Below are 10,860 nucleotides of genomic sequence, written 5' to 3'. Positions count from 1 at the left end.
GGGGGGGGCGCCCCCCGCCGCACCCGCCGGGGGGCGCCCGGGCTGGGGGCGGCCCGCCGGGGGGCCCCCCCGCGCCCCCCCGCCCCGCCCCCCCCGGGGGGGGGGCGCCGCGGCGGCCTTCCCGCGGGCGGGCGGTCCGTCAGGAGGTGTGCCGGTGGTGCGCCTTCCTGCCGTCCCGGCGTCGTACGACGTACGCCACGAGGGCGAGGACGAGCAGCGCGAGGACGACCTTGGTGAAGACGCCGACGTAGGTGTCGACGACCGACCACTGGTCGCCCAGCCAGTAGCCCGCCAGGACCAGGACGGAGTTCCAGATCAGGCTGCCGAGCGTGGTCAGCGCGACGAACACGGGCAGCGGCATGCGCTCCACGCCGGCGGGCACGGAGATCAGGCTGCGGAAGACGGGCACCATCCGACCCAGGAACACCGCCTTGGTTCCGTGCCTGGCGAACCACTCCTCGGTGCGTTCCAGGTCGGAGGCCTTGACCAGCGGCAGCTTCGCCCAGATCGCCCGCACGCGGTCGGGGCCGTAGAGCCGGCCGATCCAGTAGAGCGCGACGGCTCCGACGACCGATCCGAGGGTCGTCCAGAACAGCGCCGAGGGGAGTGACAGCACGCCCCGGGTGGCGGCGAACCCGGTCAGCGGCAGGATCATCTCGCTGGGCAGGGGTGGGAAGAGGTTCTCCAGCGCGATGGCCAGGCCGGCTCCGGGCCCGCCCAGGGTGTCGACGAGGTCGACGACCCACCCCGCGACGCCGCCCTCGGGTTGGTGTGCCGCGGCCACGGACATGTGCTGCATACGAGACTCCCTGCTGGCTCTCGGTCGCCGGGGCCCCTCGCCCCGGTCCGCCTCCGAAATGAGAAAGAACAGGTCGGCGCCGGTGTGCGGCCGTCCGACGGCCGGTAGGGCGGCCCGCGGCGGCCAGGCCACGCGAACCGCCGTACCGGGCGCGTGCCCCACCCGGTCGGGCGGCCCGCCCCGGGCGAGGCGCCCCAGGGGCGCACGGGCCCCGACCGGGCCGCTTCCCGGTCAGCGTCCGCGGCCCCGACCCATCCGGCTGCCGCCGATGCCCGCCACGTGCAGGGCGAGCGCCATGAGACCGAGGAGCATGATGTTCCCGGACGAGAACACGTCGTTCGTCGCGATGTCTGCGGCGTTGATCAGGAACGCGATGAAGAACAGCACCGCTGCGGCCATACCCAGCATGGGAACCCCATTCGTCGTCGTGGTGCTGCTCGTCTTCCCCGGCTTCGCCCGCTCAGACCGGCCGGGCGGGGGATGTCGATCAGGGGCGCCGGCGTCTTCCGGCCGCAGGAACCCGGAGCCCCGCGTGGGGGCGTGGCTCACGACTCTGGGGGGCACATGGTCCCGCGCGTGGTTCCCGCAGGGAGACCGTGCGTGTCCGCGGCTGTTCCGCGCGCATCCCGGCACCCGGAGGACCCGGGGCGGTGACCGTTGGAGGTGCCGGTCCCTGCGATGGCACGGCCGCCGCCCCGGGCCGTGCCTTGTCGGCTACCCCGTCGGCGACCTCTTACGGGGGTCGATGTGACCGGTCCGGCACCCGGCGCCCGCGCGGAAGCGCCGCGGCCCGCACTCGAGCGTTCGAGTGCGGGCCGCGGCGTCGGATGCGGGACGCGTCTACCAGCGGTACCAGCGTCCACGCTTGCCGCCGGCACCGGCCGAGCGCATGACAAAGCCCAGGAGCCACACCACGAGCACGATGACCGCGACCCACCACAGCGCCTCGAGCGCGAAGCCCGCACCGAACAGGATGAGCGCGAGCAGAAGGACAAGAAGCAGGGGAACCATAGTTATCAACCTCCGCTCCCACGTGTGCCCCGCCTCGCCCCATACACACGTTCGGCTTGTCCGTGCCGTCACCGGCGTGGCCCCGAGAGCGCAGGTGGCGGCAGCGGACGGGGGGCGGGCGGGGCCCGTGGGCGGGGCGGGCGGGGCCCGCGGGGGGGGTGAGCCGGGTCGGGGAGCCGCGCGGAGAATTTCTTTCCCCGGGTTGTCGATCCGGACGTGCGGCGTTCGTCGTCATGGTGTGCGGCGACCCCGCCGCACGCGAGCCACGAAGGTGACAGGAGTTCGGACCGTGAAGTACATGCTGCTGATCAACGCGGGTGCCGTCGACGGGAGCGGCGCCGCCGGCTGCGACGTCCGGGAGTGGATGGCGTACGACGAGGAGGTGCGGGACGCGGGCGTCCTCGTCTCGGGCGAGTCGCTGGCGGACCTGGTCACCGCCACCACGGTCCGGGTCGGCGAGGACGGGCGGCGGTCGGTCGTCGACGGTCCGTTCGCAGAGACCCGCGAGGTACTGGGCGGTTTCTACGTGATCGACGTCCCCGACCTGGACGCCGCGCTCGACTGGGCGGCGCGCTGCCCCGGTGCGCGCGGCGGTGGCGCGGTCGTCGTGCGACCCGTCGCAGACTTCGGGGCCTGAGCGCCGTGGGAGGGCGGGCACCCGGGGCGGACCGGGCCGTGGAGGCGGTGTTCCGGGAGGAGCACGGCCGGCTCCTCGCCTCGCTGGTCCGCCGCTTCGGGGATCTGGACCTCGCCGAGGAGGCCGCCTCCGAGGCGATCGAGGCGGCGCTGGTGCACTGGCCGGAGCGCGGCGTCCCCGAGCGGCCGGGTGCCTGGTTGCTGACCACGGCCCGGCGCAGGGCCGTCGACCGGCTGCGGCGGGACCGGGCGTACGCCGCACGGCTCGGTGTCCTGCGGGCGGAGGCGGAGCGGGCGGAGCCCGCCCCGCCCGCCGACGCCGGCACCGGGACCGGTGCCGACCTGCCCGACGAGCGTCTGCGGCTGTTCTTCACGTGCGCGCACCCCGCCCTGCCGGACGAGGTGCGCGGGGCGCTGGTGCTGCGCTGCCTCGCCGGGCTGACGACGCCGGAGGTCGCGCGGGCCTACCTCCTGCCGACGGCGACCGTGGCGCAGCGGATCGTGCGCGCCAAGAAGAAGATCGGCCAGGCACGCGTACCGTTCCGCGTGCCCGACCCGGACGAGCTGCCCGAGCGGCTGCCGGGGGTGCTCCAGGTGCTGTACTCCCTCTTCACGGAGGGGTACGCGGCCAGCTCGGGGCCCGACCTCCAGCGGCCGGACCTCGCCGCCGAGGCCATCCGGCTGACGCGGATCCTGCGGCGGCTGCTGCCGGCACAGCGGGAGGTCACCGGGCTGCTGGCCCTGATGCTGCTGGTCCACGCGCGGCGGGAGGCCCGCACGGGCCCGGGCGGGGAGATGGTGCTGCTGGCGGAGCAGGACCGCGGGTGCTGGGACCGCGCGATGATCGACGAGGGCCTCGCCCTGGTGCCGGCGGCGCTGACCGGTGGCCCGCCCGGCCCGTACGCGGTGCAGGCGGCCGTCGCCGCCCTGCACGACGAGGCGCCGGACCTGGTGAGCACCGACTGGCCGCAGATCGCCGCGCTCTACGACGTGCTGCTGCGCCTGGACCCGTCACCGGTCGTCGCCCTCAACCGGGCGGTGGCGGTGGCGATGCGTGACGGCCCGGCGGCGGGGCTGGCGCTGTTCGACGCGCTGGCGGACGGGGGGCCCGGCCCGCCGGACGGCGGTTCGGGCGACCGGGCCGACGGGCGGCGGCTGCGCGCCTACCACCCGTTCCACGCCGCGCGGGGCGACCTGCTGGAACGCCTCGGCCGGCGGGAGGAGGCCGCGCGGAGCTACCGGCGGGCGCTCGAACTCGCCGGGACGACGGCGGAGCGCACCCGCCTGCGGCGCGTCCTCGACGCCCTGGAGGCACCACCACGCCCGGACGGGGCGCGGGCGCGTGGCAGCGCGACGGACGCGCGCCCGGGCGGCGCGGACGGTCCGGGGGGTCCCTGACGGCGGACGTCCGTCGAGCAGGCCGTCAGTCGAGCAGGCCGAGGCGTACCGCCTGTACACCCGCCGCGAAGCGGCTGTCCGCGCCGAGCTTGCCCACCAGCGCGGTCAGCAGACGGCGCAGGGTGCGTTCGGAGCAGCCCAGTCGGCGGGCGATCGCCTCGTCCTTCGCCCCGGCGGCGAGCAGGGCCAGCACCTCGCGCTCCCTGGGCGAGTAGTCCTCGGGCGCGGCACCGGCGCCTGCCGGTTTCACGTCCGCCGTGGCGGGGCGGCCCACACCCCAGTGGTGGTCGAAGACCCGGGCGAAGCAGTCGGCGAGACGGGGGCTGTGGAGGATGACGTCACCCGAGGAGTCGTCCCGGCCCTCCCCCGTTCCCACGGCCATGACGGTGACGGTCCGGTCGACGACGTTCAGGTGGAGCGGCACGGTCGAGGCGACCCGCACCTGGGCGCCGTGGTCCATCAGCGCCGAGAGGTAGTGGGCGACACCGGTGCGCCGCAGGGCGCGGGCGGAGACGAGCAGGCGGAGTTCCACGCCGCGTTCCAGCATCCGCAGGTCGGATTCCAGACCGTCTTCCAGGACGTCCCGTTCCGGGAAACCGGTGCGCATGCCGAGGACCTGGTCCTGGCAGAGCGCGTCGAGGTCCTCGATCCGCCCGCGCAGCCGGGCGCGGTCGTCGAAGAACTCCGCCTCGACCGTCTCCCGCCGCGTCGCCGGCGTCGTGGCGGGGAGGAGGCGCAGGACGTCGTCGAAGGCTTCCAGGCCGCGGTGGAGGTCCTCCCGGCACCGGTCGATCCGTGACCGGTGCTCGGCGAGGAGTTCGTGCAGCGCGCGCTGCGGCGACTGGACCTGCCGGCGCCGCTCGTCGAGCAGGCGCCGCTCGGTGAGCCAGCGCCGCACCTCGGGCGGCAGCTGCACGTCACCGGGGACGGTGACGGCCGCACCGGCCGCGGGGGGCGGGGCGGCGGCCTCCGTGGGGGCGGCGGGGCCGGTGCCGGCAGCCGTCCCGCCGACGCGAGCGGTACCCGCTGCCGTGCTGTCCTCCCGGTCGTCCGGGGCGTGCCGACGGGTCGGGTCGTCCGGGGCGGGTCGGTCGTCCCTCCGGTCGTGGTCACGGTCGGCCGGGCCGGGCCGGTCGTGCCCGGGGCTCCGGTCGTGCCGGTGCAGAAGGGTCTCGTAGGCGGCTCGGGCCGCCGCCAGTACGTCGCCGTGTCCGGCGTCCGGTTCCCCCCGGGACTCCCCCGGCGCGCCGACCGGTGTGTCGGGAGCCTCGGCGGGCGATGCGAAGGGTGGTTCCCCGGGACGGAGACGCGCGGTCTTGCGTGACATGCACAGGACCCTAGAGCCGCGGTCGGCGCCTTGGCCATGGCCGGACCCCCGCCGCCCCCGTGTGTCCGCCCCCGGTCACGCCTGATTCGGCCGTGGTCAACCCGCCGTCGGCGTCGCTATGTTCGGGGCCGCGCCGAGAAACGCGCGGACCGGCCGGGCGGCGACCCCGCCTCACGGTCCGTCCTCCCGGTGCGCGCCGGCGCCGCGACGAGGAGCAGTGCCCGGCCGGTGCGGGCCCTCGTCCCGCACCGACGACGCACCCGCTGACGCACGCCGCACCCCAGCCGCACGACGTCCGCCGCCGTGCCGCGCTGGTCCATCCCCCGCACGCCGCCATCCCCGACGGGACGGTCACCCCGGTGCCCGCCCGCTCGGCGCCGTGCGCCCCCACACCGGCTGCACCCCTCAGCCGGCCTCACGATGAGGTGTTCGCTTCCCCATGCGCAGAATTCACATCGCCGCCCTCGCCCTCGCCTTCCCCGTGGGCATGATCCCGGCCGCCGCCTCCGCCGCCACGGCCGTGGAGCCGACGCCGGCTCCCCTCCTCGCGGTCGCCCAGGCTCCGGCCGCCCAGGAGATCAAGGGCCGCTACATCGTGACGCTCAAGGCAGGTGCGGACCCGGCCGGTCTCGCCAAGGGCGAGTCCGTCCGGACCCGCCACGTGTACCGGAAGGTCCTCAACGGCTTCGCCGCGGACCTGAACGCGACTCAGCTCGACGAGCTGCAGCGGGACTCGCGCGTCCTCTCCATCGAGGAGGACCAGAAGATCAGCGCCTCGGCGACCCAGACCAACGCCCCCTGGGGACTGGACCGCATAGACCAGCGCAGCGGCCGCAACGGCACGTACACCTACACGCGCAACGGCTCCGGCGTGACGGCGTACGTCATCGACACGGGCATCGACACGGCGCACAGCGACTTCGGCGGCCGTGCCCGCAACGTCTTCGACGCCTTCGGCGGCAACGGCCAGGACTGCAACGGCCACGGCACGCACGTCGCGGGCACCGTCGGCGGTACGACGTACGGCGTGGCCAAGGGCGTCCAGCTGCGCGGTGTGCGCGTGCTCGACTGCCAGGGCTCCGGCTCCTTCTCCGGCATCATCGCCGGCTTCGACTGGGTCCGGCAGAACGCGGTCAAGCCGGCGGTGGCGAACGCCTCGCTGGGCGGCGGCTACTCCGCGGCCCTCAACAACGCCGCGACGGCCCTGGCCAACTCCGGTGTCCACCTGGCCGTCGCCGCGGGCAACGAGAACCAGGACGCGTGCAACGTCTCCCCCGCCAGCGCCTCGGGCACGATCACGGTCGCCGCGTCGGACTCCTCCGACCGCAAGGCCGGCTTCAGCAACTACGGCAGCTGCACCGACCTGTACGCGCCGGGCGTCAGCATCTCCTCGGCCCGGGCGGGCGGCGGCTCCACGGCGATGAGCGGCACGTCGATGGCCTCGCCGCACGTCAGCGGCGTGGCCGCCCTGTACAAGTCGACGTACGGTGACGCCTCCAGCTCCACCGTCAACAACTGGCTCACCGCCAACAGCACCACCAACGTCATCGGTGGCAACGTCGGCAGCACCCCGAACCGGCTGCTGTTCAAGTCCACGCTCTGACCCCCACCCCGCCGGTGCGGCCGACGGCGATCCGTTCTCGGATCCGGCCGTGGGCGGATCCGAGAACGGATCCGCCCACGGAGCCTCCGGCAGGGTGAGGGCGAGGACACCGGGCACCGGGCCCGGTCGGCGCGTACCGCCGACCGGGTCCGGTCGTCGTCGCCACGGGCCGCGCCCGCCCGGGGCGTCCGGTACGAAAACCACTGGTGGCGGAGGCGCCCGAGGTCTACCGTGACCCGCCATGCCATCGAACGGACAGATCATCGAAACGGCCCTGGGGCGCATCACGGCCGGGTACGTCTTCCCCGAGAAGGCCACGGCCGTCGACGCCGCGATCCGGCGTCGGCTCGCGGCAGGCGACTACGACCACCTGGACGGCCGCGCCCTGTGTGAAACGGTGACCGCGCACCTCCAGGACGTGTGCCCGGACAAGCACCTGCGGCTGCTCTGGACGGACCGGCCGCAGTCCACGGACCCGGCGGACGAGGACGAGGGACGGGCCGCGTTCCTGGATCTGCTCAGGGCGGAGAACCAAGGGATACGCCGCGTCGAGCAGTTGGACGGGAACATCGGTCTCATCGACGTCCGGCGCATCCCGTACGCCGACACGGGCGCCCACGCGATAGGCGCGGCGATGCACCTGGTCGCCCACAGCGCGGCGCTCGTGCTCGACCTGCGCGAGTGCCGCGGAGGGGCCCCGGAAGGGGCCGCGATGTGGTGCAGCTACTTCTTCCGCGACGACCAGGTCCACCTCAACGACATATACGAGCGTTCCACCGGCGCCACGCGCCAGTTCTGGACGGCCGCCCACCTCCCCGCACCGCGCTACCCGGACCGCCCGGTCTACGTGCTCACCGGCCCCGTCACCTTCTCCGGGGGCGAGGACGTGGCGTACACCCTCCAAGCCCACGGCCGGGCCGTCCTCGTCGGCGAGAGGACACGGGGCGGCGCGCACCCGACGGCCCGCCACGCGGTGACGGAACACATCCTGGTGACCGTGCCGACCGCCCGGACCGTCAGCGCCGTCACCGGCACCAACTGGGAAGGCGTGGGCGTCGTCCCGGACGTGTCCGTCCCGGCGGTCCGGGCCCTCGACACGGCCGTCGAGGCGGCCCTGGCACACCTCGGTGCTCGACGGCAACCGGGCCGCTCGGGACGGAGTTGACCGAAACACGGCGCCCGCGCGGCGGGCGCCGACGCCGTCGGGCAGCGGCTGACCGGACTCCCGCTGCCGACACCGCAGTCCAGGGGCGTGCGGGGACGCCGGTTCGGCACGGCGGGCGGCAGCGCGCATCGGCGGGCGGGGCGGGCGGGTCCCCCTCGTGCGGCGCGTCACGCGGGACGGTCGTGACCGAACGCCGCCGCCGTGTGGCGGGCCGGTGACACGATGCTGCGCACCGCGACCGCCACCGGACCGACCGCCGCACCCGGCCCGGCGTACCGGGCCCTCACCGGCAGGGTGGCCGCCGCGGCCCGTCGATCCCGCGCACCAGCCTTGGAGAGCCCATGCCCTCGCACCGCTCCCGCCCGACGACGACGTCGCCCGCCCCGTGTGACGGAGCGTCAGGTCACCGTCCGTGCTCCGCCGTCGCCGTCGCCGTCGCGGTCCTCGTGATCGTCGTCGCGGCCGTCCTCGTCGTCGCGGCCGGCCCCGGCACATGGCCGGTGCCCCGGCTGCCGTGGTGGTGCGGCACCTGTCTGTCGGCGGTCACCGTCGCGCGTCTGGTCGCCGCGCCGCCGGTCCGCCGGACCACGATCCGGCTGCGGCTGCGGCTCGCGTACGTCGCCGAGCCGTTCCCCGTGGCGTAGGTGGCGGGCGTGGCCGGCCACCGGGGCCGTCCCGTGAAACCCGTGCCCCCGGGACCCGTCGGTGAGTTCGCCGAGCGGCTGCGCCTGGCCCGGCGGTACCGGGGCCTGTCCCGGGAGGAGGTCGCGCAGGCGATGGCCTGCTCCCTCGCCACCGTCCGCCGCGCCGAGGCGGGGGACACGCTCCCGCAACTCCCCATCGCCCGTTCGCACGCCGCCGCATGCGGGGTCGACCCGGACGAGGTCGAGGTCCTGTGGAAGCGGGCCCGCCGCGCCGACCGCCGCCGGCGCGCCCCCGCCGCGCCGGACCCGTCGGCGGAGCTGCGCTCGGTGTGCGACTTCACGGGCCTGGGCGCCCTGCTCGCCGACGTGTACGAGGAGGCGGGGGCACCGTCGTACCGGGAGCTGGAGCGCAGGGCCAGGCGCGCCCGGGACCTCCCGCCCCTGTCCCGCTCCACCATCGGACGCGTCCTCGCGGGCGCGCCCCTGTCGGAACGACGGATGCTGGCCTTCCTCACCGCGTGCGGGGTGCCGGAGGAGACGTTCCCCCGGTGGCTGCGAGCGCACCGTCGCGCCCACCGCAGCCGCACCCTCGCCAAGCGGCGGCTGAGCGGGGTACGGGCGGCCGAGGCCGCCTGGTGCAGCCGCTCCAGGCGGGAGTACGAACGGGCGCTCGGCTCGCTCCGGCCTCCGTGACCGACCGCTCGACGGGGGACCGTCGCGAAGGCGGCCCCCCGTCGAGCGGCCCCGGGCCCCCGGCGGGCGGGCGCCGGGGCCCGTACGCCCGGGCGGTTCGGCCCGGGACCGCACGCCCTCCCGGCCCGGACCGCCCCGGGACGGTGGACGGCCCGCTGTCAGCCGTTCGCCGCCCACTGGTGGGCGGCGCCCCGGTGGACCGCGGCGTACACCCGGTCGCGGAGCCGGTTCGCCTCACGGTCGGTGAGGGTCCGGCCCAGGTGCCGCAGTACCACCTTCAGCAGGACGTTCTTCTGGTCGGGCCGGGCGCCGAGGCGCGCCAGGGCCCGGGGTGGGAGCTCCCCGCAGGGCGTCTCCGCCAGGATCTCCACCGACTCGACGCAATCGGCGTCCGCGCCCAACGCGTCGCGGACCCGGTCGCCCAGGTCCTCGACGAGGTCGTCGCGGTCCACGGCGACGGAGAGGTCACGGCGGACGGCGGGCATCGCCGAGACCGGCCGGTACGGCGTGAGGTCCGTCATCTGCGCGGCGACGGACGGCTCCGTCGACCGCAGCAAGCGGATGTCGGGGATGCCCTTGAGCAGCATCAGTACGCGGTCCAGGCCCATGCCGAGGGCCAGCCCGCTCCACTCGCCGTCGAGGCCGGCGCGTGCCGGCACCTCCGGGTGGGCGAGCCCGCACTCGGCGACCTCCACCCACGCGTCGCCGGAGGCCACGTCGACCTGTCGGCCGGCCAGGGTGTAGGGGTGGACGCGGTCCTCACAGCGGTGGGGCGTCCCGGGGAGCAGGGCGCCCATGAGTACGGCGACCATCTCGTCCAGGTCGTCCGCGGTCAGGCGGGCGGGGCGGCGGGTGACGCGCCACAGGTCGACCTGGTGCGGGGTGCCGGTGTGCAGCCGGTCGATGGAGTCGCGGCGGTGGACCAGGCCGGGGCAGACCAGCAGCACGTCGTCGGACGGGTCGGCGGCCAGCGCGCGCAGCGCTCCCGGGACCAGCGCGCTGGAGTGGCTGCGCAGCATCCGCCGGTCGTCGACGTACCGGGTGTAGCGGGCGTCGCGGGTGATGTCGTCGGCGCCGTAGCCGAGGTGGTCGTAGTTGTCGGCGACGGTGACGATTCGCTCGCCGCGCCACCAGCGGACCTCGCACCCCCAGTGGTCGGCGAGCGCGTCGACGGCGCGTTCGAGGAGTGGTTGGAGGGCGTGCGGACCGGCAGCGGGGTCGGTGAGGTCGCGGACGGCGAGAGCGTCGGCGAGTCGGGCGGCGGAGAGGTGGGCGTGCACGGTGACTCCTGGGGAGCGGTGGTGGGTGGTGGTCCGGGATCACCCCCCGGCCCCTGGGTCCACCGCTCGACGGGTCAGTTCGCCCGGCGTGTCCCCGGACGCGGCGAACTCCGACCCCTGCGGCGCCCTCGGGGGGCCGGGGGGCCGGTAAATCGGCGCGGGTTCGCTACGACGGCCACGGGGGCAGCGTAGGCGCGGCCCGTCCCGACCGCCACGGGTTATGTCAGCCGTGGGCGTCGTCCTGGGGGCCGGCGCCCCGGGTGCTTCCGGTCACGGCGCGGACACCGGCGGAGCCGTGCCCGTT

Annotated in this window: 11 protein-coding genes; 6 read left to right on the top strand and 5 right to left on the bottom strand. The window is 75.6% G+C overall.

From position 1 onward, the window contains the following. Positions 1-139: 139 nt before the first annotated feature. The 3 genes from ACF053_RS25085 to ACF053_RS25075 all read right to left on the bottom strand — a co-directional run bounded on the left by ACF053_RS25085 (position 140) and on the right by ACF053_RS25075 (position 1,810). Positions 140-799: a DedA family protein gene (locus ACF053_RS25085; RefSeq protein ID WP_391956022.1), complete on the bottom strand. Its 660-nt coding sequence runs from the start codon at positions 797-799 to the stop codon at positions 140-142. A gap of 231 nt (positions 800-1,030) precedes the next feature. Next, positions 1,031-1,198, bottom strand: a complete 168-nt coding sequence (locus ACF053_RS25080; RefSeq protein ID WP_391956239.1) for a hypothetical protein — start codon at positions 1,196-1,198, stop codon at positions 1,031-1,033. Positions 1,199-1,639: 441 nt separating this feature from the next. Then, entirely contained in the window at positions 1,640-1,810 is a 171-nt protein-coding gene (locus ACF053_RS25075; protein ID WP_391956021.1) for a hydrophobic protein, read from the bottom strand. A gap of 289 nt (positions 1,811-2,099) precedes the next feature. Here ACF053_RS25075 and ACF053_RS25070 point away from each other — a divergent pair, with 289 nt between their 5' ends. Both ACF053_RS25070 and ACF053_RS25065 read left to right on the top strand, forming a co-directional pair. Further along, positions 2,100-2,447, top strand: a complete 348-nt coding sequence (locus tag ACF053_RS25070) for a YciI family protein (protein WP_391956020.1) — start codon at positions 2,100-2,102, stop codon at positions 2,445-2,447. Positions 2,448-2,485: 38 nt separating this feature from the next. Then, positions 2,486-3,844 carry an RNA polymerase sigma factor gene (locus ACF053_RS25065; RefSeq protein WP_391956019.1) on the top strand — a complete coding sequence of 453 codons (1,359 nt, stop codon included), beginning with the start codon at positions 2,486-2,488 and terminating at the stop codon, positions 3,842-3,844. 25 nt (positions 3,845-3,869) lie between these two features. Here the strand turns inward: ACF053_RS25065 and ACF053_RS25060 are convergent, their stop codons facing one another. Continuing rightward, on the bottom strand, positions 3,870-5,171 hold the full coding sequence (locus tag ACF053_RS25060; RefSeq protein ID WP_391956018.1) for a helix-turn-helix transcriptional regulator: 1,302 nt from the start codon (positions 5,169-5,171) through the stop codon (positions 3,870-3,872). Positions 5,172-5,610: 439 nt separating this feature from the next. Here ACF053_RS25060 and ACF053_RS25055 point away from each other — a divergent pair, with 439 nt between their 5' ends. The 4 genes from ACF053_RS25055 (at position 5,611) to ACF053_RS25040 (ending at position 9,276) form a co-directional block, all read left to right on the top strand. Next, the gene (locus tag ACF053_RS25055; RefSeq protein WP_391956017.1) at positions 5,611-6,774 is read left to right on the top strand and encodes a S8 family peptidase; all 1,164 of its coding nucleotides are present in this window, start codon (positions 5,611-5,613) and stop codon (positions 6,772-6,774) included. 241 nt (positions 6,775-7,015) lie between these two features. Beyond that, complete coding sequence (locus ACF053_RS25050; protein ID WP_391956016.1) at positions 7,016-7,939, top strand: S41 family peptidase; 924 nt, start codon at positions 7,016-7,018, stop codon at positions 7,937-7,939. Between the two features lie 341 nt (positions 7,940-8,280). Next, the gene (locus ACF053_RS25045; RefSeq protein WP_391956015.1) at positions 8,281-8,583 is read left to right on the top strand and encodes a hypothetical protein; all 303 of its coding nucleotides are present in this window, start codon (positions 8,281-8,283) and stop codon (positions 8,581-8,583) included. Between the two features lie 42 nt (positions 8,584-8,625). Continuing rightward, positions 8,626-9,276, top strand: a complete 651-nt coding sequence (locus ACF053_RS25040) for a helix-turn-helix domain-containing protein (protein ID WP_391956014.1) — start codon at positions 8,626-8,628, stop codon at positions 9,274-9,276. 158 nt (positions 9,277-9,434) lie between these two features. Here the strand turns inward: ACF053_RS25040 and srmL are convergent, their stop codons facing one another. Next, on the bottom strand, positions 9,435-10,556 hold the full coding sequence (gene srmL / locus ACF053_RS25035) for a PheS-related mystery ligase SrmL (RefSeq protein WP_391956013.1): 1,122 nt from the start codon (positions 10,554-10,556) through the stop codon (positions 9,435-9,437). Between the last annotated feature and the right edge of the window lie 304 nt (positions 10,557-10,860).

This window comes from Streptomyces kanasensis, from assembly GCF_043077165.1.
In the GTDB taxonomy this organism is placed as follows: Bacteria; Actinomycetota; Actinomycetes; order Streptomycetales; family Streptomycetaceae; genus Streptomyces; species Streptomyces changanensis.
The sequence above is the reverse complement of the archived record's forward strand: the minus strand, read 5'-3'. Positions and strand labels throughout refer to the sequence as shown.

Excerpts from the sequence above, each read along its gene's own strand:
- ACF053_RS25085 (WP_391956022.1), bottom strand. The coding sequence starts at position 799 with ATGCAGCACATGTCCGTGGCCGCGGCACACCAACCCGAGGGCGGCGTC.
- ACF053_RS25080 (WP_391956239.1), bottom strand. The coding sequence starts at position 1,198 with ATGGCCGCAGCGGTGCTGTTCTTCATCGCGTTCCTGATCAACGCCGCA.
- ACF053_RS25075 (WP_391956021.1), bottom strand. The coding sequence starts at position 1,810 with ATGGTTCCCCTGCTTCTTGTCCTTCTGCTCGCGCTCATCCTGTTCGGT.
- ACF053_RS25060 (WP_391956018.1), bottom strand. The coding sequence starts at position 5,171 with ATGTCACGCAAGACCGCGCGTCTCCGTCCCGGGGAACCACCCTTCGCA.
- ACF053_RS25055 (WP_391956017.1), top strand. The coding sequence starts at position 5,611 with ATGCGCAGAATTCACATCGCCGCCCTCGCCCTCGCCTTCCCCGTGGGC.
- ACF053_RS25050 (WP_391956016.1), top strand. The coding sequence starts at position 7,016 with ATGCCATCGAACGGACAGATCATCGAAACGGCCCTGGGGCGCATCACG.
- ACF053_RS25045 (WP_391956015.1), top strand. The coding sequence starts at position 8,281 with ATGCCCTCGCACCGCTCCCGCCCGACGACGACGTCGCCCGCCCCGTGT.